21 protein-coding genes are annotated in these 23,977 nt (G+C 41.1%); 3 read left to right on the top strand and 18 right to left on the bottom strand.

Annotated features, from left to right (window positions below; genetic code table 11):
• From menH to menB, 5 genes are read right to left on the bottom strand one after another with little or no spacing between them, the layout of a single operon-like run.
• On the bottom strand, nucleotides 1-825 hold the full coding sequence (menH, locus tag ORH16_RS12220) for a 2-succinyl-6-hydroxy-2,4-cyclohexadiene-1-carboxylate synthase (protein ID WP_265459118.1): 825 nt from the start codon (nucleotides 823-825) through the stop codon (nucleotides 1-3).
• The gene (gene menD, locus ORH16_RS12215) at nucleotides 809-2,533 is read right to left on the bottom strand and encodes a 2-succinyl-5-enolpyruvyl-6-hydroxy-3-cyclohexene-1-carboxylic-acid synthase (RefSeq protein WP_265459117.1); all 1,725 of its coding nucleotides are present in this window, start codon (nucleotides 2,531-2,533) and stop codon (nucleotides 809-811) included. Before menD ends, menH begins: the two co-directional genes overlap by 17 nt.
• A complete protein-coding gene (locus ORH16_RS12210) occupies nucleotides 2,530-3,876 on the bottom strand; it encodes an isochorismate synthase (RefSeq protein WP_265459116.1) in 1,347 nt (448 codons plus the stop codon). Before ORH16_RS12210 ends, menD begins: the two co-directional genes overlap by 4 nt.
• Nucleotides 3,854-5,329 carry an o-succinylbenzoate--CoA ligase gene (gene menE, locus ORH16_RS12205; protein ID WP_265459115.1) on the bottom strand — a complete coding sequence of 492 codons (1,476 nt, stop codon included), beginning with the start codon at nucleotides 5,327-5,329 and terminating at the stop codon, nucleotides 3,854-3,856. Before menE ends, ORH16_RS12210 begins: the two co-directional genes overlap by 23 nt.
• Nucleotides 5,329-6,144, bottom strand: a complete 816-nt coding sequence (gene menB / locus ORH16_RS12200; RefSeq protein ID WP_265459114.1) for a 1,4-dihydroxy-2-naphthoyl-CoA synthase — start codon at nucleotides 6,142-6,144, stop codon at nucleotides 5,329-5,331. The genes menE and menB overlap by 1 nt, the downstream gene beginning before the upstream one ends.
• A 217-nt stretch (nucleotides 6,145-6,361) precedes the next feature.
• Here menB and ORH16_RS12195 point away from each other — a divergent pair, with 217 nt between their 5' ends.
• Both ORH16_RS12195 and ORH16_RS12190 read left to right on the top strand, forming a co-directional pair.
• Nucleotides 6,362-6,718: a PaaI family thioesterase gene (locus ORH16_RS12195; RefSeq protein ID WP_265459113.1), complete on the top strand. Its 357-nt coding sequence runs from the start codon at nucleotides 6,362-6,364 to the stop codon at nucleotides 6,716-6,718.
• A gap of 19 nt (nucleotides 6,719-6,737) precedes the next feature.
• Nucleotides 6,738-7,454 (top strand): DUF554 domain-containing protein, encoded by a 717-nt coding sequence (locus tag ORH16_RS12190; RefSeq protein ID WP_265459112.1) that lies wholly within the window; start codon nucleotides 6,738-6,740, stop codon nucleotides 7,452-7,454.
• A 74-nt stretch (nucleotides 7,455-7,528) separates the two neighbouring features.
• Here the strand turns inward: ORH16_RS12190 and ORH16_RS12185 are convergent, their stop codons facing one another.
• Nucleotides 7,529-7,882 carry a Spx/MgsR family RNA polymerase-binding regulatory protein gene (locus tag ORH16_RS12185; RefSeq protein WP_265459111.1) on the bottom strand — a complete coding sequence of 118 codons (354 nt, stop codon included), beginning with the start codon at nucleotides 7,880-7,882 and terminating at the stop codon, nucleotides 7,529-7,531.
• Nucleotides 7,883-8,127: 245 nt separating this feature from the next.
• Between ORH16_RS12185 and ORH16_RS12180 the strand changes: the two genes are divergently transcribed.
• The gene (locus ORH16_RS12180) at nucleotides 8,128-8,496 is read left to right on the top strand and encodes a YxeA family protein (RefSeq protein WP_265459110.1); all 369 of its coding nucleotides are present in this window, start codon (nucleotides 8,128-8,130) and stop codon (nucleotides 8,494-8,496) included.
• A gap of 59 nt (nucleotides 8,497-8,555) precedes the next feature.
• Here the strand turns inward: ORH16_RS12180 and ORH16_RS18905 are convergent, their stop codons facing one another.
• The 12 genes from ORH16_RS18905 to rsxC form a co-directional block, all read right to left on the bottom strand.
• Nucleotides 8,556-9,761, bottom strand: coding sequence for a class C sortase (locus ORH16_RS18905; RefSeq protein ID WP_322597298.1), 1,206 nt, complete (start codon nucleotides 9,759-9,761; stop codon nucleotides 8,556-8,558).
• A gap of 221 nt (nucleotides 9,762-9,982) precedes the next feature.
• Complete coding sequence (locus ORH16_RS12165) at nucleotides 9,983-11,551, bottom strand: SpaH/EbpB family LPXTG-anchored major pilin (RefSeq protein ID WP_265459109.1); 1,569 nt, start codon at nucleotides 11,549-11,551, stop codon at nucleotides 9,983-9,985.
• A gap of 5 nt (nucleotides 11,552-11,556) precedes the next feature.
• Nucleotides 11,557-13,068 carry a SpaH/EbpB family LPXTG-anchored major pilin gene (locus ORH16_RS12160; protein WP_265459108.1) on the bottom strand — a complete coding sequence of 504 codons (1,512 nt, stop codon included), beginning with the start codon at nucleotides 13,066-13,068 and terminating at the stop codon, nucleotides 11,557-11,559.
• The gene (locus ORH16_RS12155; RefSeq protein ID WP_265459107.1) at nucleotides 13,052-14,146 is read right to left on the bottom strand and encodes a SpaA isopeptide-forming pilin-related protein; all 1,095 of its coding nucleotides are present in this window, start codon (nucleotides 14,144-14,146) and stop codon (nucleotides 13,052-13,054) included. Before ORH16_RS12155 ends, ORH16_RS12160 begins: the two co-directional genes overlap by 17 nt.
• Nucleotides 14,119-16,464 (bottom strand): hypothetical protein, encoded by a 2,346-nt coding sequence (locus ORH16_RS12150; protein ID WP_265459106.1) that lies wholly within the window; start codon nucleotides 16,462-16,464, stop codon nucleotides 14,119-14,121. Before ORH16_RS12150 ends, ORH16_RS12155 begins: the two co-directional genes overlap by 28 nt.
• Before the next feature lie 934 nt (nucleotides 16,465-17,398).
• Nucleotides 17,399-18,724 (bottom strand): NlpC/P60 family protein, encoded by a 1,326-nt coding sequence (locus ORH16_RS12145; RefSeq protein ID WP_265459105.1) that lies wholly within the window; start codon nucleotides 18,722-18,724, stop codon nucleotides 17,399-17,401.
• A 309-nt stretch (nucleotides 18,725-19,033) separates the two neighbouring features.
• Nucleotides 19,034-19,864: an RnfABCDGE type electron transport complex subunit B gene (locus ORH16_RS12140; RefSeq protein ID WP_265459104.1), complete on the bottom strand. Its 831-nt coding sequence runs from the start codon at nucleotides 19,862-19,864 to the stop codon at nucleotides 19,034-19,036.
• A 13-nt stretch (nucleotides 19,865-19,877) separates the two neighbouring features.
• Entirely contained in the window at nucleotides 19,878-20,468 is a 591-nt protein-coding gene (locus tag ORH16_RS12135) for an electron transport complex protein RnfA (RefSeq protein ID WP_265459103.1), read from the bottom strand.
• Nucleotides 20,453-21,154 carry an electron transport complex subunit RsxE gene (rsxE, locus tag ORH16_RS12130; protein WP_265459102.1) on the bottom strand — a complete coding sequence of 234 codons (702 nt, stop codon included), beginning with the start codon at nucleotides 21,152-21,154 and terminating at the stop codon, nucleotides 20,453-20,455. The genes ORH16_RS12135 and rsxE overlap by 16 nt, the downstream gene beginning before the upstream one ends.
• An 18-nt stretch (nucleotides 21,155-21,172) precedes the next feature.
• Nucleotides 21,173-21,721, bottom strand: a complete 549-nt coding sequence (locus ORH16_RS12125) for an FMN-binding protein (protein ID WP_265459101.1) — start codon at nucleotides 21,719-21,721, stop codon at nucleotides 21,173-21,175.
• Nucleotides 21,711-22,649 carry an RnfABCDGE type electron transport complex subunit D gene (locus ORH16_RS12120; RefSeq protein WP_265459100.1) on the bottom strand — a complete coding sequence of 313 codons (939 nt, stop codon included), beginning with the start codon at nucleotides 22,647-22,649 and terminating at the stop codon, nucleotides 21,711-21,713. Before ORH16_RS12120 ends, ORH16_RS12125 begins: the two co-directional genes overlap by 11 nt.
• Nucleotides 22,646-23,971 (bottom strand): electron transport complex subunit RsxC, encoded by a 1,326-nt coding sequence (gene rsxC / locus ORH16_RS12115; protein WP_265459099.1) that lies wholly within the window; start codon nucleotides 23,969-23,971, stop codon nucleotides 22,646-22,648. The genes ORH16_RS12120 and rsxC overlap by 4 nt, the downstream gene beginning before the upstream one ends.
• Between the last annotated feature and the right edge of the window lie 6 nt (nucleotides 23,972-23,977).

The following is a 23,977-nucleotide window of genomic DNA, read 5'->3' as shown; positions in this document are numbered from 1 at the left end:
CTATTCCTTCTGATCAGCTAACCAAGACAAGACAGCTTGCTGGAATTTTTCCGGCTGCTCCAAATGGATACAATGCCCAGCAGCTGGAATCACTTGATAAGCGAAATTTTTAGCTTGCTGAGCCATTTGCAAACCGATTTGGCTAAATTTCAAATCCAATTGTCCCGCTAAAAATAAAATTGGGATGTCGGTTTTTTTCAATACCGTCCAATAGCTGGCTTGGCTTCCAGTCCCCATGAAAAGCAAGCTCATAGCAAGACCAAAAGGGGCTTGCTGCAGTCGTTCTTGCCTTACCCTCGCTTGAATTTCCGGCGCTAAATTCTTTTGGGAAGCAAATAGTGGCAACTCCTGCCAAAAATCAACAAAATTTTCAATGCCGTATTGTTCTAGGCGGAGTGCTAGCTTGCGGTCACTCTTTTTTCTAGCAATTCTCTTTGGTAATATCTTCAAGCCTGGCGAGGCACTTTCTAACATAATTCCCAGTTTGTTTTCAGGAAAAGTTAAGGCCCATGCTAAAGCAACCCTGCCCCCCATGGAATAGCCTAAAAGAAAATAATCTGGAATTGCCAATTCCTTCATTAAATCCTCTAAATCACGAATCAACGTTGGCATCTGATAGCGGTAGGGATGAACATAGACGGCTGAATTGCCATGTCCAATTAAATCAATAGTTAAAAAATTTATTTTAGCAGTAGTTTTTAGACTTTGGTTAAACGTCGCTGAAGTACCAGTAAAACCATGGAGACAGACGACTGTTGGCCAAGACGCTTGATACGGTTTGAGCGAATGATAGGCATACTCGGCACCCTTAATTGTCTTTTTCATTTGCAGCCACCATCTCGTGATAAGTTTTTAAAACTTTTTGCCAAAGCTGATAGCCCTCTGCTTGCTGACCTTGAACTTCAATCAGCTGTAATCCCTGCTGGCGGCTCCTTTGAAGAGCAGCTTTAAATTCTGCAGCTGTAGAAACCGCTTGATAATTGGCATCGTAAAGGGCTGCGGCTTTTTTAAAATCCAGATTCAATGGTGTGCCAAAAAGAGCATCAAACTCAGTTGGCGGCAATTGAGTTTGTGAAAGATGCGAAAAAATTCCGCCACCATTATTATTCAATAAGATAATGGTCACTGACTGCTTAAATTGACGCATTGCCTGTAGACCATTCATATCATGAAACAGTGCCAAATCACCAATTAATAAATAAGTTTGCTTTGAATTGACGGCAAGACCGGCAGTCGTTGAAACCAAACCATCAATTCCGTTGACACCCCGATTGCCAAAAACTGTATATTTTTTCTCAGACACCTGACTAAAGCGGTCAAAATAGCGAATGGCATTGCTATTGGCGACTAGCAGCTGCTCTCCTTGCTCAAGATGACTGGATAGTTCTCTGGCGGCGTGGCTTTCGCTAAAGTCAGTATTTAAAAAAGTCTGCTGTTGAGCTTTGATGGCTAGCTTCTCCCGCCGATAAAAGGCCTCAGACCATGCTTCATTGACTGATTGAAGAGACAGCTTCAATACCGCATCACAAAATTCCCTAGCAGTTGCTGCTATCAACAAATTCGTCAACTGCAGCTGGTCCTTTTTCTCGTGACTTTCATCAATATAGAGCCAAGAAATATTTTCAGCAGCTAAGTTTTTTAAATAGAGCATTACGTTTTTCGTCACGGGTAAAGTGCCAAAGCGCAGAACAACTTCTGGAACAAATGTTGCTTCCAGTTGATCGAAAATTAACTCAGCATGTTTCAGATAGTGACGACTAATTTTGCCGCAATTATTTAAATTTGTCAGTGGGTCACCGACAATCGGCCACTTCAGTTTTTCTGCTAAAGCCAAGAGCTTTTGTGCTGTTTCAATCGTTTGGCTGCCACCAACTACGATTAAGCCTTTTTTCTCGAAAAGTTTTTCTAAAGGCGTGCCCGTTAATTCAACTTTATCTGAAGTCTTTTTAAAGACTTCCGTAGAAAACTGATTAACGTTTATTTCGACTTCCACCGGCAACAACGGTTCTCTCAGAGGTAGATTAATCTGGACTGGTCCTTTTGGTACTTCTTGAGCAATTAAACTATTGGTAAAACCTTGCCAATAACTATAGCGCAGCAAATCCTCGCCGGCTTCTGGAACATTCAACTCGCTAAACTGTTTAACCTGATTGCCGTATAAATTTTGTTGATCCATGGCTTGTGGAGCCCCTACGTTTCGCAGTTCCGGCGGCCGGTCAGTAGTTAAAACCACCAAAGGCAGATTGCTGGCTTTGGCCTCACAAATTGCTGGATAATAATTAGCAGCCGCTGTTCCGGAAGTGCAAACTAAAGCAATTGCTTCACTGCTGCTTTTTGCAAGACCGACGGCAAAAAAGCCCGCTGACCGTTCATCAACTAGAATATGCGTTTGAATTGCTGGATCTCGATACAATAAAAGAGCCAGCGGAGTTGAACGGGAGCCGGGACTAATCACAGCTTGAGTCACCCCGGCTTTTTTCAAGCCATGAATAAATGCTAATAAATAGCGGCTCATCAATTCTTGTTCTTTCATTTTCCACGAATCCCCCTTAGCATCGGCTGAAATTTATTCCACGTCTCTTGTCTTTCTTCCTCGGCCACAGATTTTGCGACAATCCCGCAACCGGCGTATAACAAGCCCTGTTTTCTTGTAAAAATTCCTGAACGAATTGCTACGGCGAACTCCCCTTCATCAGTGGCCAAACTTTGCCAACCGATTGGCGCACCGTACAAGCCGCGACCTGGCTTTTCATTTTTCTCCAGCCAGTCTAGTGCAAGAGCTTTTGGCTGACCACCTAAAGCGGGAGTTGGATGCAATTTTTGGACAGCTGCCAAAAAGGAAATCGATGCTTTCCGTTGACCAGCTAAAGGCAAATAAATATGCTGCAGATCTCGATTTTTTAAAATCTGCCGCTCACCTAATTCTAAAGCTCCTTCAATTAATTCTGCCAATTGCTCCTGAATACCCGCCACAACCAAGCCATGCTCGTGACTGTTTTTTGGATCAGCCAGCAGCTTTTGACCAAGCTGCTTATCGGTATTTGGATTTTTGTCTCTTGGAGCCGTTCCCGCAATACTTGCAGTGTAAAACTTTGTGGCATCTGCTTTTAACAGTCGTTCGGGAGTAGTACCAACAAAAAAATGCTCGCCTTTTTCAAGTAAAAATAAATAAGTATTCGGTTGTTCTGCTGCCAAATTTGCAACAATCTCAGCAGGAACAAACTCTTTTGAAGCTGTCACTGCTAACTGACGCGCGGCGACAATTTTTTGTAGCGCTGAGTCTTCACTGTTAATTTCTGCCACTGCGGTTTCAACCATTGACAACCATTGCGGTAATTGCAATTCTTGATAACTCACCGTATTTTCAAAGCTCGTTTTATCCTCTTCAGCAGGCTCATTCGTTACAGACAAAAGTTCTTCCACTTGATTAGCCAGCTCTTTCAAAAGTTTTTCTGCAGTTTTTTTAACTGTTAAAGTTACAGTCAACTGATTATCCAGTTGCTGAAATAAAATCTGCGGTAAAACAAAATAGCCGGCCTCCATGCTATTCCAAAAACTTTCTTTGCTGCCCTTTACATCAAAGGGAAAGCCGCCAAATAAAATTGGTGCCGAACTTTGATCGTCAACTAGTTGAATCTGCTCGGTTAAAGCCTTTTTAAAGGCTGAAACTTTTGCAAAATCTGTTTCACTGATACTTAATACTGTGCCTAAGCCTAAAAAACTTTCCTTTAAATCTGCGGAACGCCAAAAAAAGCGCGTTCCCTGATACATTTCGGTTTTTGATAAAAGCTCTAGCAGATCTATAGGCTGCTCAAGGGAATAAGACCAGCTAAGTAGCTGTTCCCTTGGTGTCTCATAATTCCAATTGGTACTCAATGTAGTTCACTCTTTCCTCTGTCAAAAAAATTCTTTTTAAAGGTTTACCGCTGCCGGTTTTGGGAATCTCTGAAACGACGAAAAAGGCGGCCGGTCTTTTAAAACGTGCTAAGTCCTTCTCGATAAGTTTTTTAAGAGCAGCTCCATCAAATTCCGGAGTAATTTTTAAGTAAGCCACCGGTACTTGACCCCAGCGGGAATCCGTTTGACCAACTACCGCAGCCTCTAAAATTTGCAGATTGCTCAATAGTAGTGTTTCAATCTCTGCCGGATAAATATTTTCTCCACCAGAAATGATTAGCTCACTTAACCGACTCACCACAAACAAATATTTTTCCTCATCTAAATAACCCAAGTCGCCGGTATGAAACCAGCCTTGCAAATCCCAGCTGCTACTTGCCTGATTTGCTAAATAGCTCTCGACAACACTAGCACCCTTCAGTAGAATTTCACCCACAGCTGAGTCATTCCCGTTTGATAAAATTTTCAGTTGGGTATCTCCCAGAGGCTTTCCAGCAGAGCCGCTTTTTCTAAAGGCTTCCTCCGGTGGCAGAGCAATCACCTGGGAACAGGTTTCGGTCATTCCATAGGATTGGATGACCGAAATTTTTTTTACAGCCGCCTCTTGTAAAACTGCTGTCGTCACTGGTCCGCCGCCCAATAAAAAGTAGCGAAAACTTTTAGGGAATCCTTCAACTGGTATTAGTGGTAGCAAATCAGTTAAAGTTTTCGTCACCACTGATGCCACAGTTCCTCGACCGTTTACAATATCGGTCGTCAATTCGGTTGGACTGAATTTAGGATAGAGCTTTAGACTATTTCCTAACACCAAGCTCCGCAGTAAAATGGATAAGCCACTGATATGATACAACGGCAACGGACACAGCCAGCAATCGTCAGCTGTTACCTGCATATTTTGGGCAGTTGCTTGGGCACTGGCAAAATGGTTTTTAAATCGTTGGGGTACGCCTTTAGGAAAACCCGTCGTCCCAGAAGTATACATAATAGAAGCAATTTGTTCTGGCTGATAATGAGCTTGTGGCTCTCTTGCAGGAGTTTCCTCTAATGGGATTCGCTTAATATCTGTTGCCATAGGAATTGGCAACAGCTTGTCATGGTTCATTTTTAAAAATCCTGCAGGTTGACTTAGTAAAACTTCTGCTTGACCGTCTGCCAATTGATAGGCCAATTCACTTTTAGTTAAACGAGTATTCAAAAATTGAATTTCTAAACCCATTTCCCAAAGAGCCAGAATGGTAAAAATCATTTCTGGCGTGTTTTCAGAAAAGAGGGCGACTCGTGTAACTGGAAAATTTTGAAATTGCTTTTGGTACTCATTTTGATAGGCGGTCACCTCAGCAAGGAGCAACTCAAAGGACCAGCTTTGATTTTGCCAATACAAAGCCGGTGCTTGAGGATGTAAAGCCGTTTGTTTTTTTAACCAGCTAGTCATTATGGGAATTTAGGGAATTGGTCGAAGTCAGGTTCCCGTTTTTCTTTAAAGGCATCGCGGCCTTCCTGCGCTTCATCCATCGTGTAATACAATAACGTCGCATCGCCGGCTAATTGTTGAATACCGGCTAAGCCATCAGTATCAGCGTTCATCGCTGCTTTAATCATGCGCAAAGCAATCGGACTCTTTTTCAGCATTTCTTCAGCCCATTCCATCGTCACATCTTCCACTTCAGCTAAAGGCACGACCGTATTAATCCAATTCATTGCATAGGCTTCTTCAGCTGAATATTGCTTGGTCATAAACCAAACTTCCTTGGCCCGCTTGTGACCAATCACTCGAGCTAAATAACCGGAGCCATAACCGCCATCAAAGCTGCCGACATTCGGACCCGTCTGACCAAATTTAGCATTGTCTGCGGCAATGGTTAAATCACACACTAATTGCAGCACATTACCACCACCGATTGACCAGCCTTTGACCATTGCAATCACAGGTTTAGGAATCACTCGAATTAGACGTTGCAAATCCAACACATTTAAACGAGGGACTTGATCTTCGCCAACGTAACCGCCGTTGCCTCGGACTTTTTGGTCACCACCGGAACAAAAGGCTTGATCACCAGCTCCGGTTAAGATGATGACACCGACATCTTGTTTTTCCCGACTAATAGAAAAAGCATCCATCATTTCAAAAACCGTTTTAGGAGTAAAAGCATTGTGGCGCTCTGGACGATTGATCGTAATCTTTGCCACCTTGCCGTGTTGTTCAAATAAAATTTCGTCGTATTCTTTAATTGTTTGCCATTCTCTCATTAAGAGGCCTCCTCATATTAAAAAACTTGTCAGATTTTCTCTGGCATCTGGTTACTCCAAAACAGCATCACTTCGCCAGTAAATAAAACTGATCAGTTGCTGTTAATGAAGTATAATCCTCAACAATTATACACAAAACTTCTTAAAAAAGAACCCGTTTTGTTTTTCAGAAATTAATTGCTATACTAGCTCTAGAAAAAGGAAATGAGGAATCAAAATGAACTTAGTAGAACAGTTAGGAATCAAGATTATTGCCGCTGATCTTGATAAAGTTATTTTAGAAATGCCAATCACAGAACAAGTCATGCAGCCTTTTGGAGTGGTTCACGGCGGTATCAACGGTGTTTTAATTGAAACAGCTGCCGGTGTCGGTGCCAATTTAAGTTTGACTGAAGGAAAAGCTGCTCTTGGTGTCGATTTACAGGTGAATCACCTAGCGACAGCCACAAGCGGTAGTCTGATTGTTACTGCCACCCCGGACAAAGTCGGCCGACGAATTCAAGTTTGGCAAGGGGAAATCTTTAACGGTGAGAAAAAAACAGCGGTGGGCCGCTGCACAGTGATTGTATCGTAATTATTAAAGGAGTGATTAGGTGCCGAGTGGAATTTTTATAAATGTCGCAAGTGTTTTTTTAGGCGGGCTTTGTGGCGGCTTTTTAGGCAATAAACTATCGGCTAACTTCAAACGGGAAATCACGATGATTTTCGGCGTTTGTTCCTTGACGATGGGTGTCAACGCCATTATTTTAATGGAAAATATGGCAGCGGTGATTTTTGCTGTAGTCTTGGGGACATCAGTAGGGTTAGCCCTACACTTAGGTGAATGGATTAATAAAGGTGCCGGCTTGATGCAAAAACCAATTGCCAAATTGGTTTCATCTGAGCATTTGGGATTGTCCCACGATGAATTTTTAAGTCAGCTGGTAACTATTATCGTCTTATTTTGTGCCAGCGGAACCGGAATTTACGGCAGCCTGGATGCTGGCATGACCGGTGACAGTTCCGTTTTGATTGCCAAATCAATTCTGGATTTTTTTACAGCAGCAATTTTTGCATGTAATCTTGGCTATGTAGTTTCTGTAATCGCTTTGCCGCAATTTTTCATTTTTATGACTCTCTTTTTATTCGCAGGCATTATTTTCCCTTTAACTACACCAGCCATGATTAACGATTTTCGAGCCTGTGGCGGTGTTTTGATGTTAGCAACTGGTTTTCGCATGTTGTGCTTAAAAATGTTTCCGACAGCAGATATGATTCCGGCGATGGCTCTCGTTATGCCGATTAGCTGGCTCTGGGTAACATTATTTTAAAGAAACGGCTATAACAGTTGCTCAGCATTTAGAAGAGCAGCTATTACAGCCGTTTTAAATTTGATAACTATTTTTTAGTGAATCCCACAAAAGGCCTTGCAGCTTATTTCTTCAAAGCCAATCAGCAATTCTTGACCTTTAACAATCAGCGGTCGTCTTAATAATCGGGGATTTTCAGCAAGCGCCGTTGCTAACTCCTCTGTGCTCATACCTTCAAAATCTAAATAAAGATTATCATGAATCTTTGTGTAGATTAGAAGCAAATCTTCTACGCCGTTTTCCGTCAGCGCAATCAAGTCCTCTAGTTCTTGAGGAGTAAGGGGGGTTGAAAAAAAATCCCGTTCAACATAAGAAATATCAGCTTCATTTAATAAAGATTTCACTTTGCGACAGGGATTACAGGTTGGTTTAGTATATAAAGTAATCATAATTGACCTCTTTCTTGTTATTGAATGCATCATGACACTCAAGGGCTTTTTTTGCAACATTCTTGGTTAATTTTTTACAAAAATTTCACAGAATTTCTGTTTTTCAAAGAACTACGTTTGCTGATAACTGTTTTTTAATTAGCCTTACAAGGAACTTACAAAACTGTTATTTTTATCTAGGACTAAAGTTTGATTTCCACAAAACTCTTTTGCGTTATGATAGCTGTGTTGAAAGGATGAGTGATATGAAAAAAATTATAATCGGAGTTCTAGCTTTTCTGGCTATTATTTTAGCTGTTGGTTTTGGCGCCAAATACGCCATGGATAAATATTGGGAAACAAATTATGGCGGCCCAAATTATTACACTAAGATTACCGGAGATGCGGTGAATACTGGTGTTGAAAGCGGCTCGACCTATTATGAATACGACCAAATTTCCTATGATGAAAACGGTGTTGAAGAAACCGTTCATTTAAAGGAATATCGTGACAGCCCGTTAAGAATCGGTGCCTATTTAAAAATGGTAGTCAACGATGAAAAAGGCGTTACCTCTTGGGAGGAAGTTCAAGAAAGTGATTTACCTAACACCGTCGCCGATAAATTAGTGGAATAGAAAAAAAGAGCGGTCCATGTTGACCAGCGGAATTATCCGCTGACTAGCATGGATCGTTTTTATTTGCTATTTAATTTAACCATTGGCGGCTTAGCGTCATTTTTAATGAAATAAAATCTTTTTTTGGAGAAAAGGGCAAAATCAGTTCCGCGAACTTTTTTTATTCTAGCAATAAGTGGTGGATTCCCATCGGCTCCTTTAAGTAAATACGCACCACCTTTAACATCTTCAATGAGGAGAGTTCCTGTTTCATCGGTTTGAGCGGTGATTGCAATACCCTCCCGGGTAATCGGATGCTTGCCATTTTTGGTATACACTTCAAATCTTGCATTGGCAATTGGTTTTTCGTCCTCAGATAGCAAAACAAAATGAAGGTGATATTTACGGCCACTCACTATAAGATTTCGCAGCCACTTGTAAAAAAGATAGATAGCTAATAGCCCAACCAGTACTGCTCCGCCAAGAACCACCGCAATTTTCAGCCAGCGTTGTGTGCTGCCACTAGCAAGCGCTTGATCATCTCGTTCGGGAACATAGGCCACTCGATGCCCCCGCACCAACAAGCGATGGTCATTAATCATATAAGGAGTACAGGTTAGCAGAGTAACCAAATCCTCTCCCTCAACAATCTGTAAGTCGGTAGTTTCTGTCGGCTCAACTACCTTTGTCTGATCAACTTCATAGGCATGGGTCTCGCCATTTATTTCAATATAAAAGACATCTCCAATTGCCAATTCCGGTAAATTCGTAAATAATTCTGCCTCCGGTAAGCCCCGGTGCCCAGCAATTACAGCATGAGTCGAAGGCCCGCCAATCGGAAAAGAAGTGCCGTTGACCAAGGTCGTCCCCTTTTCCAACAATAAATCATTGGTAGTATCAAAAAGCGGCAGTTCCAGCTTTAAACTAGGAATTTTTAAGACAGCAATCGTATGCTCTTGAAAATAATTGGAGTCAACATTAGTCGTTGTCTGATTATCACTTTCTGACCAAGGATCTGCTCCAATTTGGCTGCCCGTTTCAGCCAACTCTTGATTGCTGGCTGTCATATCGGCTTGCGCCTTTTCAATAGCTGCTTGATTTTCTTGATTGGCCTGCTTTTGGTAATAATTTATCAGCTGTTGATCCAATAAATTATTTAAAGAATCACTGACAAAAGGATAGGCGAGGGAAATTAAACCAACTGTTAAAAGAAGCATCATCAAAATATCTAGGAAAATTCGCTTTTGTCTTCCCTTTTTAAAAGAGGGCTGCTTTTTTTCCGCCATCTCCTCGCCTCCTTTGCTAATCTTCTCAAGTCAAAATTAAACATAAAAAGTAAATCTAGTTTTAAACTATTGTATATTTTGCAATAAAACTACATTGATTGGCTTGAATTCTTACCACGAATTTTCTAGCCCACAGTAACATTCATCTCACTTCAATTTATACAATCAATCTCAGTAAAAATTTTTTGGCTACTATTGTTTCTTTTCAGTAGAGCGTAACTCTAGGCTTCAAACTTGCGACGGCCTTTCGTAAAGTAAAAGGCTCCACCGGCAATCGCAATAACGCCAACTGCTAGAAATAAATAAATACCGCTACCACCAGTTGATGGCAAAATACCTTTAGGTGTGTTGGCAATCTCCATAATTTGGCCAGCATCTGTGTAACTATTTTCTGCAATTTCAAAGGTGACAGCGCCTTTTGCTAACGCATAGCCTTCTGGTGCAACTGTTTCTTGAATTTTATACTCACCGTACTTCAGGCCTTTAATAGCTAAATTGCTTTTATCCGTACTTGTTGAGACTAAAGTTGTCGCTTCAGCAAGTGCATCTTTCCAATCAATTAAGAGATATTCGCCATTAGTTAAAGTAAAGGCGCCGTATTGACCAGCTTTATTGATTACTAGAAAAGAGGCCTTAGCTAAAGACTTGCCAGTTTGAGAATCAACTTTATGGAATTTATAGCCACCGGTTTCGACAACAATTTCTCCACCTGGGGTTAGTGGCGTGTTGGGTACAACTGTATTGTCAAAGCTGACATAAGCGGTATTGTTGATAGTCAGGTCCGGCACAATTGAGCTATCGATTTGCATTTGATAGCTGATGACTAAAGCTTTTCCAGCTAAAGCTTGAATCGCCGCAGAATCTTTATTATTAAATTTTATATAGAAGCCATTTTCAAAACCATCTTGATACAAAGTCTGATAGTTTTCTGGTAAGTTAGCTGCCAATTGATGACCGGCATAAATTGTATAATCTGTGCCCTCAGTTAAACCAGCAATCTCCAAGCTTTTTTCAACATACTTTAGACCTTCTGTGGGTACATCAATTACATCAAAACGATCCTTTAGTTCGATATCCGCCGGCACATTAACGGTGATGCTGTATTTTATTTTACTGGTACCATCAACGCTATAATGATTTCCTTGACCGTCGACAGCCGTTAAATTACTTAAATCAATTTCTTTTTTATCAGTAGCTACAATATTTTTGGGATATAAATGAATATCATAGTTAATCGCTGTATTGCTTTCGTTTTGATAAACAGGCATTGAAACAACTAACGGAACCGATTTGACAGTAACAGTTGGCGAATTGGGCGTTTTCGTTTCTAAAATTAAATACACTTTATCCCGACCTGTGTCATCCTTCAATGCTAAACTGTTGAAGGTGGTTGTTCCTTCATCAGCAGTCACCTGCGGAGCGCCCACTACTTTATCAGCAGTGGCATAAGTAGCTGACTTATCTTCCAAAGTTTGAATAGCGGCTTTTTCTTTATTTTTTGAATCCGTTGTGCTGTCAGCCAGCAAACTATAATAATCGGCTGTCACATCATAGACAGTAAATTCTGCGCCGTTTAATGGTGTGCTGTTGGCAAATTCCATAAGACCACCAGTGTTTTGAACTGACTCTTGTTGACTGCTGTATTGTAATTTGTGCAGGGTGATATTTGCGGTGCCGTCAGCCTCATCTGCCTTTACAACCGACCCATTGCTAAATGCTATAATCACTGCTAAAAATGCTGTCAATAAACTTATCACTGCTAATTTTTTTCCCTGAACGCTGTTTTTCATATCCTTCATCCCTTATGCGAGTTATTTTTTGCCGATTTGCGGCGGTATAAGATAAAACCAAATGCTAAAAGAAAAATCCCGCCAATCACAATCAAGCTTTTTTGAGTCAGCTCATTAGTCTGCGGCAATGGTGACTTGCCGCTTGTGTCAGGCGTCTTAGTTGTAGTTGTCGAATTTTTAATATTGACAACCTTTAATGGCGTCTGCTGCGCTTGGTCCTCTGAATAGCTTGAAGCATCCACTGTAAATGGCACCAGCTCATTATTTATTTGGTAGCCAGTAGGTGCTGTAACTTCCTTCAGATAATAATTGTCATAGGCCAAGCCTGCGATTTCAAAGGCTCCATCAGCACCTGACGTTAAAGTTACAATGCCCGTATCAGCAGCATCCTTTGTCCAAGCATAACCTGTCTCAGTTTGTTTTAAATATTCTGATTGCTGGTTCAGCACCTCAAACTGCGCATTCGCCAAAGGAATACTTTGATCACTGGCATCCACCTTAACAAAAGCTTTGCCGCCGGTGACTGCGTCTACTTCTTTTTGCAGATTTTCATGATCGGTTTTTAGATACACGACATTCGCTAAATTTTCTGGAACAAATTGATTGCTATTGAGGATCATCTGATAAGAAATAGTCAGCTCCTTACCAACATCAGCACCTAAAAATTTTAACGCCGCATTACTAGCCAAAGTCAAACTAAAGCCGTGTTGATTTTTGGTCAGCGTGAACTGCGGCAAAACATCCTGACCATCAATCGTGACCTTTAAAGAAGCTTCATCTAAGTCTAAAAAATCACCGGCTTGATCACTAATCTGATAGCTTTGATAATCTAAAATATCAGCCGGAATACTCGTGGTTGCCGTGTATTCGATCGCATCGCCATACTGATAATCTTTTTTCCCTGTAATGGTCTTGGTTAAATCAGGCGTGATGTGAGCAGTTTCTTCATTTTTAGGATATAGATGAATCGTTGTCAAAGCCTGGTTCTGTTCATCGTAAACCGGCAGCACAACTACCAAGTTAGTAGCCGTTGTCTTAACACCAGTCGGTTGGGCACTTTCATTAAATAAATAGACTTTATCGGTACCATCAGAAGCTTTAGCTGGTAATGAAAATTCAACGAGTCCATCTTGGCCGTCCTCAGTCGCCGTAACACCTGAGCTAATTTTTTGAGAAGTTATCGTAGTCGGCTCCAATTGGGCTAGCTGATTTTGGGCATCAGCTACGCTTAGATTTTCCTGTGAACGCAGTTGATAATACTGCTGACTGACATCATAAACGTCAAAGGTCACCCCGTTTAATCCGCGGTAGTCTTCCAACAGATTGACCAGTTGACCATCTTCGGTACCTGAATTCAAAATTTCCGATTCTGGAGCTGCCCCATCAGGAAAAACAATTTTATGAAGAACAAAGTTCACCTGTTGATTGGCATCTTCAGCAGCATAGACAGCTGATTTGTCAAAGAAGAAAAAGAAACCGACTGTCAAAATCAACAAAAGCCTAACTAATTTTTTCATCTGAGCCACCCCCTCGCCGATAAAAATAAATTCCTGCAGCCAGCGTACTGATTACTCCAAGGGTTAGATACATGCCAATTCCGTTGCCGCCAGTTGCCGGTAACGGTACCTTCCGTTGATTTTTTATCGTAAAAGCAATTGTGTTTGTAGCCCTCTTACTATCAGCCAAACTTACAGAGGTTTGGGCTTCAGAAAAACCAGCCGAATAATCTTCACCGACATAGCTCACCGAAACAGACCCATCGGCAGAAATAACTAATTCAAAATATCCTTGTAATTGTCGATAATCAGCAGGTGCAGCAGTTTCTTTTAGATAATAAATCGTCCCTTGATTTTGTTCGGCTAGCTCTGTGTCATAACTCAATGTGAAAGACTGTTGCGTTTGCGAATCAATAAACGCTAGTGACCCATCGCTTTCCGAGCTAGTCGCCGTCGCCAAAATATTGGTCACTTTCCCTTGACTGTCGACTGCTGTGCCGAGTTCAAAATTGGCCCCGCCGAGAGAACTTGTTTCCTGATTGGCATCAACCTTTGTCAAGTTCAATTGATAGGCTTTCAATTGATTCATCAGCGTGCCATCTTCATTTTCTCCAGCTGAAATTGTGACAACCCCCTGATCATCACTAGCCGAAAAAATACTTAATGATTTCGTTTCGCCATTAAGATTGTTCGTTAAAAGAGCTCCATTTGCTGTAATTTCTAGCTTCCAAGTCGCAGATTCTAAAGCAAAACCTGTCGGTGCTTCGATTTCTTTGAGAGTATAGCTTTGGCCCATCTCCAAGAGACCACCACTAAAAATTAAACTGCCTTGCTCATTTGAGCTTGCAGTAATTAGAGGATCAGTTGCATCCGTTGTTCCTTGATAGATGGCAAAGGTCGCATCCGCTAAAGGATTGCCGGCTTGATTGACTTTTGACAAAGCAAGATTGAAGGCACCCTTCGTTTGAATTTCAACTTGATTGGAGCTTAAGGTGCTAGTTGTTCCACTGGCAAAGGAAAAGACGGAAGTTGCTGTATTGGTAATCGGCGTCAAGCTCGGTGCATCACTAGTTAAATGAGCCTTGATTTGAACAGACACTTCACCGCCATAAATCGGATTTGCATCGTCACTGCCAGCACTTTGGCACCGCTTTGGGCATTTAATAATGCCACGCCAGCAGTTGTAAACATAATCGTCAATTGTCGATTATTATTTTCAGTAGGCAAGCTAACTGAATAATATTTGGAAGCTAAAACTGCCCCGTGCAAATCATAAACAATAATATCCTCGCTGCTGGGAAGAGCGACTTCAGCGGGCCAAGCATCACTCAGACTGATTCCTGTCGGTGTGATAAAACTTTGTCCGGTTAAATCAATCATTTTTTGATTGATATAATAATAGAAACTGTCCCCTTTGGTTAGATAACGTTCCGCTTGAGGAACAATTCCAGCATCAGCGGCCTCGCTAGTCGGAAAATGTCCTGCAACCCAGTCACTAGTCCCATAAGCCGCATCCCAAGCGCGATCTAAATCGTTATAATGACTGGCATTCTTGGTGGTTTGGCTATTTTCAGTGTAGGTTTTCGTTGCTGAATCATAGGTATAACTTGTTAAACTTTCGACTGTTTTTGTAGGAGCCGATTGAATGACTGATTGCTGAGAAGAAATCGCACTTGTTGAAAAAGTGCTCCATGCTTCACCATACTCAGAACCTAAGATAAAAGAATAACCGCTGGTGCTGCTGCCAACTTTATTTAATTCAAAAGAGACAGCATTTTTGGCGGCAGTCGCTCCACCGAGGTAATCGGTGAAAGCTGCATTAATTGTTGCAGCGTAAACACCCTTCACACCAGTATTGAAGGAAGTTTTTCCTTCAGGAACAATTCCGTTGGCATAATAATTCATATTTGTTCCGACACCAGCTGCGTCACTGACAATTCCTTGAACTCCATTTCCAGCAGCAACGTATTCCAACTGGCCGGTAGCATGATTCATAGAAGCAAAGGTCATATAGGCAGCAGAACTACTGTCGCTAATTGCCATTTGCTGAGGCAAAACTTGCTTGATAGCGGCTGCCAGTGAAGAATTATTAGTTGCAGTGATATCCGCTAAGGAAATAAAATTCCCGTTATTTGCTGTGTCGTTCATGTCATAAAAGCTAAAGGCCGCAGACATCTGTGAAATATTATAGTATTCAATCCCTGAATAAAAATTATTGGAGACTTGAATCCGCGGTTGGCTGCCCTTAGTTTGAATGTTTGATAAAGTTAGCATAATCCCTAAGCGATGGGTTACTTGTTTAGTTTGAGTTACTCCACTTGCATCCACATAAACCTCACTGCCTATAAAACTGCCAGCATTATCATAAAATACTTGGACCGTTTGATTCGTCAATTTGGTTGAGCCGAAAATAACCGAAATACCATTACTCGGATTTGTTCCGTTCCTCCCCATATAAACACTACGGAGTTTTGAAGTAAACTCGCTGGCATTGTTAAAAAGATTGCCATTTGGCACAGTCGTTACTAAAGGAATAATCTTGGATCCTTGACTGCTGCTGCCAGTTGCGAAACTATCTGAGTCATCCTTGTCAATGCCGCCAGCTAGACCATCTGAAGTATAAACTCGTAAATTACTTCTTGCATCGGCAGTTGTAACTAATTGTTCTCCCATCAAGCTCCCCATGTCGATGGCGCCGGCATCTCCCAAAATCAAATTGTTGGAAGATTCCGTTTCAGAAATAGCTGTCGAACTCTCAGTCGCTTCATCAATTGAATCCACATTGCTTTCTGATGTGGTGCTAGTTGTTGAACTATCTGAGGTAGTCAGCTCTGAAGATTGGTCTTCGCCACTAGTTTCATCGGTAGATTCTGTTGTTGATGTAGTTGCTTCAATTTGCAAAGTTACCGGTGTTGCAGATTCTCGTAAGTTTGTTTGTCCGCCTTGAATATCAGTTTGATACAAGGCACTGACTACCTGAACATCTGACACAAAATCCGTTGTAAATTTTAAGACAGCATCTTTTGTTTCAATGCTGCTTGCAGTCGTTTGAAACAGCTCACCTGTTTGTTGACCATCTGTTGTTAATTGATAGGAAAAATTATCCGTCATTCCTTCTGCCAATGTCGGTTGAATTGAATTACCTTGATTATCAAGAAGGCTAAAACCTACAAACCTTTGTTCAATTGATGCTGTTGTTGTGTAATTAATTGTCCAATTAATTTTATTTTCAACTGTTATTTCATAAGAAATTGTTCCTTTACCTTCATCGTCATTGTATAACTTCGTTTGATTATTATCCGGGATTTCCACTGCTAAGGCTTGCAAACCAAAAACCATTGAAATTCCGATAGGCAACAGGATAATCATCACAGAAAATAAATTTAAATACCTAGATTGTAGCAATTTTTTAAACATTCATTCCCCTCCAAACTACCAAAAACTAAAACGCAAAACCCTTAACTAGCTATGAATTCGTGGATTATTTTACTGATCACAAAAAAACTATTCAACCGTACCAATTTTTATTTTCATTTTTTTCGACTCTTTACCAGCATAACTCGTCTGTTTTTTTATCGGACTTTGTTAGTAGCTAAAAATATTGAACATTCGTTATTTAATATGAAATTTTCTTTCTACACTAAATTTGAAAAGCTAGTTTTTTTACCGAATCTGACTTTTTTAATTTTTATTTGTAGAAAAAAATTATCTAATCTCTTATCAACTTACGAAACTCTGAAAAGTAATTTATTTTGATTATCAAATTATAATTACTTAAAATGGTTATCCTTAGATATAGATAATTGCCGAATTTTCGTCAAATTTTCCGTTATCTGATATGAAAGTTAACTTAAAAGAAACTTATTTTCTGCTAAATCCCCTTAAAAATATTTTCTTTACGAATGAATGAAAGGGATATTCTTAAAAAAACCAGAATTTCCCTTAAGGAATTCTTAATAATTAACATCGAAAATTTCATAATTTTAACTTTTTTTAACTTAAAGGTGAATAAATTAAGAATTTTTTATTCTTTCGATCACCGAAAGACCTACATCATTTGTTAAAAAGCAAAAAAAAGCGAGATTTCTCTCACTTTCAAATCGATATAGTAGATATACCAGAAATATTATTTTTTGTTCATTGATTTAATTTTGAAGGAGTTCATAGCAGCAGAATAAATTGTGCTATGAGTTCAGAGAGGACGAAGGGAAGAGAGCATTTTTAGAAGTTTTTTTCAAAATAAAAAGAACAGCTTAATCTCTTGTACCTTTACTAATAAAGGCTCCTTGAAAAGATTAAGCTGTTCAAATGTTACTGTAATATTAGCTTGGCCAAATGATTTGCCAATGGTTTAACCTAAAACATTCACGGCAAAACTTGGTGTGTAATAAGCTGTGCTAGTAATTTTTACGACATCACCTGTTTGTGGTGCGTGAATAAACTGGCCGTTACCTAAATAAATTCCTACGTGATACGTACCGCCACGAGAACCAAAGAAGACTAGGTCTCCAGGTTGTGCTTCAGAGACAGAAATCATTGTACCTGCGTATTCTTGGGTAGTCGTCACACGACCGATGTTAATACCGGCAGCATTTGAATAAACGTACGAAGTTAAGCCGGAGCAATCAAAACCGCTAGGAGTTGAACCGCCCCAGACATATGGAATTCCTAAGAACGTTTGGGCATAGGCAACAATTGCACTCCGCACTTCTGAGGTTGAAGCAGAGCTTGTGCTGCTAGAGCTTCCTGTTGATGAACTAGAAGAGCTTGTTGAATTGCTAGTCGAACTGCTAGCAGATGATTCACTAGTGCTGTTAGTTGAACTGCTAGACTCAGTTGATGTGCCTGTAGACTGACTAGTTGAATCAGTTGCGGCAGTTGAGCTAGTTGTATCTTCTGTTGCAGTTACATCAGTAGCCGCAGCTGCTTCGATAGCAGCTTGTTCTTCAGCTGCAGCAGCTTGAGCAGCGGCTTCTTGTTCAGCTGCTAATTCAGCAGCGGCAGCTTCTGCGGCAGCTTGTTCAGCTTCCAAGGCAGCTTTGTCCTGTTCAGCAGTGGCTTGTTGAGCTGCTAAAGTTGTTGTTAAAACATCTAATTCAGCTTGTTTGCTTAAAAGATTCCCTTTTTGGGTTTCTAAATCAGCCTGTGTTTCGTTTAATTCAGTTTGCTTTGCTGTAACTTCCGCTTGTTTTTCTTCAACAGCGTCTTTGTCAGCTTTTTGTTGGTTGACTAAATCGTTATTAGCACTCATCAAAGTTGTCATGGCAGTTACTCTTGATACTGCATCTGAGATTGAATCAGCATCCAACACCGCATCGATTAAGCTGGTGCTTTGATTACTAACTTGAGCATCTCTAGCTTGCTCTTCAATAGTACTTTGACGCTTTTCAATCCGTGTTTCTAAATCAGCAATTTGATTTTGTAAATCTTCAGCTTCTTGGGTTAAAGCGGTTTGTTGCTCTTGTAAATCTGCCGCTTGGCTATTAATATCATCCACTTCAGATTGTACTGTTGAAATTTGTGATTGAATATCTGTTTGTTGATCAGATAAACTGTCAATCAAATCTTGTTGATTTTGAATTTGCGTATCATAGTCTGCTGCAGAGGCCGCAAGTGGTGCAGCGACTGATAAAGCAACGGCGCATACCATAACAGTTGACAAAACTTTTTTGTTCAAAATCCTACCTCCATTTATGTACTGTATTTTTGCATTCTCACGAACACACTTAACCCTATCACAGCATTATGTCATGAAAGTAAAACTAGTATTACATTCATATTTCATAACAAATCTTACCAAATCTGTCATGAAAATTTCTTAAAAAATTCACAAATAAATTTTAATAAATCGACCTCCCTAAGACAATTCCTCCCAAAAAAATAAAATTTCTTTTCAAATTGATGAAGATTTTCATTTGCGAAAAAAATGCCAAAAAAATAAGCTCAATTTCTTCACAAAGAAATTGAGCAAAAAATGACCTTCAAATTATCCAGCTAAAATTTCTTTTGTGACGGCAGTTGTCCCCTGCATTTGCAAAATACAATTTTGTGGGCAAGCGATCACACACTCTCCGCAATTAGTACATAAATCAGGGTTAATCACCGCCAGATTCTCGACGATTTCAATTGCGTTTTCAGGACATACTTTGACGCATTTGCTGCAGGTAATGCAGCCGACACTACAAATTTTCTTGACGCCCCCGCCCCGCTCAGTATTAGAGCAAGTGACAATTGCCGTATTTTCGGCTGGTAGCATTTTGATTAATAGCTTTGGACAAGCGCTAATACATTTCAAACAGCCAACACATTTATTCGGCTTAATTTTTGCCACACCGTCAATCATTTCAATGGCATCATAGTCACAACTAACAAGACAATCGCCATACCCTAGACAGCTTTGTTGACAACTCCCTTGACCGCCGAAAACTTGATTGGCAGCGTAGCAGGTTTTTGCCCCTTGATAATCCATCTTGGTTTGGGTAAATTGACACTGCCCATTGCAGCGAACAAAGGCAGCGGTCTTTTGGAAACTGCCAGCCGTTTCGCCTAAAATTGCCGCCAATTTTTCTTGCGTTTCTGCTCCGCCTGGGGTGCATAAACCACCACCAGCTTCATCTGCTGCCATTGCTTTGGCATAACCATCGCAACCGGAAAAACCACAGGCACCGCAGTTAATTCCTGGCAGAGCCGCTCGCAATTCAGTTTCTTTAGGATCCTCCGGTGTGCGGAACACAATCGTGGCAATCGACAAGCCAACCCCAGCAATTAAACCGAGCAGGCCGACTAATATGACCGGATAAAAAATACTTTCAAACATTGACAAGCCTCCTCTACTGGAATAATCCTTCCGCCAAACCAGCGAAACCTAAAAATGATAGGGATACTAAAGCAGCTGAAACCAAAGTGATTGGCAGACCCTTCAAGTTTTCAGGAATATCATTTGCTTCTAAGCGTTGTCGTACACCGGCAAAAATCACCATCGCCACTAAAAAACCCAAACCTGCACTAAAGGCGTTAAAAATGGATTCAAGATAGCTATAACTTTTGGAGAAGTTTAAAATCGATACTCCCAATACAGCACAGTTAGTCGTAATCAATGGCAAATAAATCCCTAAAGCATTATACAAAGCAGACATGTATTTTTTTAAGATGACCTCTACCAATTGAACTAAAGCGGCAATCAATAAAATGAAGACGATTGTCTGCAAATAATCTAACCCGGCCGGCACTAAAATCATGGTGTAAATCGGATAGGTCGCGAGTGTAGCAATCACCATGACAAAAGTCACGGCAATCGACATCCCGACAGCCGTATTTAATTTCTTGGAAACTCCTAAGAAGGGACAGATCCCCAAAAACTGCGATAGGACAAAATTATCCGTGAGCACACCGGCTACTAAAATCGTTACGAAGGCTTGCATGAGTCATCCCCTCCATTCTGTTTTTCTTGAAGCGCGTTTGGATCGCAAACTTCCGCAATCGGACAACTTGCACATTCTAATTTGCGGGCTTGATATTTGCTGTATTTATTCACAACCATCACCAACATCCCAAAAACAAAAAATCCACCCGGGGGTAGCAATAAGATAGTCATTGGCGTAATCCAATTGGCTGCGATTGTTAGGCCAAGCAAGGTGCCGCTGCCGATTAATTCTCTAATGGCTCCCATTAAAAAGAGCGCTGCAGTAAAACCAACCCCCATGCCAAGACCATCTAAAGCCGAATACAAAACTGGATTGTCTTTGGCGTATGCTTCTGCTCGTCCTAAAATGATGCAGTTAACCACAATCAGTGGCAAATAAATACCCAAGGTAGCATCTAAAGCAGGCGCTAAAGCCTTCACTAAAAATTGAACCACTGTCACAAAGCCCGCAATAATTGTGATGAAGGCGGGAATTCTAACCTGCGGCGGAATAACTTTCCGCAACAGCGAAATTACCACATTGGAACCTAATAAAACAACGGTTGCCGCCACTCCCATTCCCAAGCCATTAAATGCAGAGGTTGTTACGGCTAAGGCAGGACAAGTACCTAAAACTAATTTTAAAACAGGATTTTCTTTAATAATTCCTTTACTAAAAATCGGAAATAATTTTTGTTTTTCCAATACCTTTCCTCCTCCCTTTTAGGGAATTAATTCAGATAAATCGAGAGCTTCGTTAACGGCAGCGACCACTGCATTTGAAGTTTTTGTAGCGCCTGTCACGGCCACAATCTCGCCAGCAGTGCCGTTTCCAGTCTTAGTGACAACTGGTCGGGTGCTTAATTGATTAAACTGTTCTAAAAAACTTAGATTTGTGACGTTCTGACCGAGCCCGGGGGTTTCATTGCTGGCATCTAAGACAGCAACCCCTAATACTTCACCTTGATAAATTGCCGTCATCACGGAGACATCACTGCCATATCCATAAGCGGCGGTTTCAAAAAGATAGCCGCTAACCTCAGAACCATTTTTGGCTTCATAGGCAACTTCGCCATCTGTTAAAATAATTTCTTCATAGCTAGATGCGGCAATTAATTCTGCCATCACTGCTTGTTTTTGCTGCCATTCCTGTTCAGCAATGCGCTCTGCAAAAACATAGCGAGTACCAGCGACACAAAGAGTCACCACTAGACAAATGGTAACCAGACAGATTGTGGCTGTTAAAATTGATTTACTGTCTTTAGTTTTCACGCTGCTTTACCTCCCGTCCAAAGGTCTTAGGAATCGTCAGATTTTCAATCAGGGGCACTAAAATATTCATTAATAAAATAGCGTATGAAACCCCTTCTGGCAAAGCGGCAAAAAAACGAATTGCTACGGTGATTACGCCACAGCCGACAGCGAAGATGATTTTGCCATTTCTAGTGACCGGCGATGTGGTATAATCAGTCGCCATGAAAATGGCTCCCAACAATAAACCTCCAGCCAATACATGATAGAGCGGATTGCCTCCCAATAAAAAACTCAAGAGAGCAACTGTTCCAATAAAAACTGTGGGAATCAGCGGCGAAATTACTTTGCGGAAAATCAAATAGGCCCCGCCGAGAAGTAACGCAAGCCCACAAGTTTCTCCTAAACTACCGCTGCGAACACCTAAGAACATATCTATTAACGAAGGCAACGAACTTTCTGCACCCGAAAGATAAGTCGCCGTAGTTGTGACGTCGATTCGTTGAGAATATTCAAAGGGAACAACCCAATCGCTCATCTGAGAGGCAAAAGACATCAAGAGAATGATGCGAGCGGCAATCGCTGGATTGACAAAATTTTGACCGATGCCCCCGAAAAATTGTTTAACAATCACAATTGCAATTACACCGCCTAACGCTGCCATCCACAAGGGCAAGCTGACCGGCAGATTTAAAGCTAATAAAATTCCCGTGATAACCGCCGTTAAATCTCTGATAGAATTACTGCGTTTTAAAATTTTGCGACTGAGATATTCGCTAATCACACAGGCAGCAACGGTCACAGCGATAAGTAATAATGCCCGTGGCCCAAAAATAATTCCGCTAGCAATTATGGCTGGTACGAGAGCAATCACGACGTCCCGCATAATTGTCGGGGTCGAACTGCCATTATGAATATGGGGTGATGCTGACACTTGCAGTTGACTCATTTAACCGCCTCCCTTTGCACTAATTTCCCTTGACGCATGTATTGAACTAGTTTGCGATTGGAAGGACACACAAACGAACAGCAACCGCACTCCATACAATTTGCGACCTGTAATTTTTCCAAATCAGGAGCATCCTTGAGCTTGACAGCTCGTTCAATTTGCATTGGTAAAAGAGAAAGTGGACAGGCTTGCCCGCAACGACCGCAGCGAATACAGGGATATCCTTCCGGTAATGCAGCGGATTTTTCTTTGAAAGCCAACAAGGCATTATTTTGCTTAGTCACTGGCAACTCCAAGGAATATTGAGCAATTCCCATCATTGGTCCACCGAGAATTATTTTGCCTTCTGCTTCCAACATACCGCCGCAGTCTTCGATGACATCGGCAAGCTTCATTCCAATAGGCACCAGCACATTTTGTTGATTTTTTATATTGTCACCGGCAATCGTCAAACGCTTGTTGGTCAAGGGCTGACTGGTTTCTAAATAATGTTGAAACTGAGAGATGGTGGAAACATTTAACACGAGACAGCCGTCATGGGAGGGCAACTTGCCCATCGCTACTTTGCGACCAGTCGTTACGTAGATTAACATTTTTTCGGCCCCTTGGGGATAACGGCTCGGTAAAGCCATCACCGAAATATTTTCGGCTCCTGCTAAATCAACTGCCGCCTGCAACTCCTCAAGGGCCTGCGGTTTGTTTTTTTCAATACCAATAATTGCTTGGGGAATTTCAAGAAATTTCAAAACCGTTTCAATACCCCGAATAATTTGGTTTGGCGCCTCCACCATTTCCCGAAAATCTGAAGTAATAAATGGCTCACACTCGGCTCCATTAATCACTAAAAAATCAATTTGCTGCTCTTTAGGAATTGTTAATTTGGCATGGAGCGGAAAACCAGCCCCGCCAATACCAACTATGCCGCTGTTGCGGGCGGCGGTGAGTAGCTCAGCTAAGTTTGTGATTTTTTGCGGTTGTTCAGGAGTAAAAAAAGTATTTTCGCCATCACTTTCGATGTAAATGGCGTCACAGCTCTGACCGTTGGCTAATAAAATCGGTTTAATTTGTTTAACCTTTCCTGAAATAGGTGCATGGATTGGTGCCGAAATCATCGCTGAACTTTCGGCGATAACTTGCCCAATAGCTACGATATCTTTTTTCTTGACGATTGCTTCACAAGCTGCGCCAATATGTTGCTGTAACGGGAGAATAACCATCTCCGGTGCCGCAATTTTACGGGTTGCAAACTCTGCAGTTTCTTTATTGTGGGGAACCGCTGCTCCGCCTTTAAAAATCTTCAGAGTATTTAAAATACTACCCATCTTAAA

This window comes from Enterococcus sp. HY326 (genome assembly GCF_026157065.1).
Classification (GTDB): domain Bacteria; phylum Bacillota; class Bacilli; order Lactobacillales; family Enterococcaceae; genus HY326.
The sequence above is the reverse complement of the archived record's forward strand: the minus strand, read 5'-3'. Positions and strand labels throughout refer to the sequence as shown.

Bases quoted from the DNA above. Each gene is read 5' to 3' on its own strand.
- menH (WP_265459118.1), bottom strand. From the start codon at position 825: ATGAAAAAGACAATTAAGGGTGCCGAGTATGCCTATCATTCGCTCAAA.
- menD (WP_265459117.1), bottom strand. From the start codon at position 2,533: ATGAAAGAACAAGAATTGATGAGCCGCTATTTATTAGCATTTATTCAT.
- menE (WP_265459115.1), bottom strand. From the start codon at position 5,329: ATGACTAGCTGGTTAAAAAAACAAACGGCTTTACATCCTCAAGCACCG.
- menB (WP_265459114.1), bottom strand. From the start codon at position 6,144: ATGAGAGAATGGCAAACAATTAAAGAATACGACGAAATTTTATTTGAA.
- ORH16_RS12195 (WP_265459113.1), top strand. From the start codon at position 6,362: ATGAACTTAGTAGAACAGTTAGGAATCAAGATTATTGCCGCTGATCTT.
- ORH16_RS12185 (WP_265459111.1), bottom strand. From the start codon at position 7,882: ATGATTACTTTATATACTAAACCAACCTGTAATCCCTGTCGCAAAGTG.
- ORH16_RS12180 (WP_265459110.1), top strand. From the start codon at position 8,128: ATGAAAAAAATTATAATCGGAGTTCTAGCTTTTCTGGCTATTATTTTA.
- ORH16_RS18905 (WP_322597298.1), bottom strand. From the start codon at position 9,761: ATGGCGGAAAAAAAGCAGCCCTCTTTTAAAAAGGGAAGACAAAAGCGA.
- ORH16_RS12165 (WP_265459109.1), bottom strand. From the start codon at position 11,551: ATGAAAAACAGCGTTCAGGGAAAAAAATTAGCAGTGATAAGTTTATTG.
- ORH16_RS12160 (WP_265459108.1), bottom strand. From the start codon at position 13,068: ATGAAAAAATTAGTTAGGCTTTTGTTGATTTTGACAGTCGGTTTCTTT.
- ORH16_RS12150 (WP_265459106.1), bottom strand. From the start codon at position 16,464: ATGTTTAAAAAATTGCTACAATCTAGGTATTTAAATTTATTTTCTGTG.
- ORH16_RS12140 (WP_265459104.1), bottom strand. From the start codon at position 19,864: ATGTTTGAAAGTATTTTTTATCCGGTCATATTAGTCGGCCTGCTCGGT.
- ORH16_RS12135 (WP_265459103.1), bottom strand. From the start codon at position 20,468: ATGCAAGCCTTCGTAACGATTTTAGTAGCCGGTGTGCTCACGGATAAT.
- ORH16_RS12120 (WP_265459100.1), bottom strand. From the start codon at position 22,649: ATGAGTCAACTGCAAGTGTCAGCATCACCCCATATTCATAATGGCAGT.
- rsxC (WP_265459099.1), bottom strand. From the start codon at position 23,971: ATGGGTAGTATTTTAAATACTCTGAAGATTTTTAAAGGCGGAGCAGCG.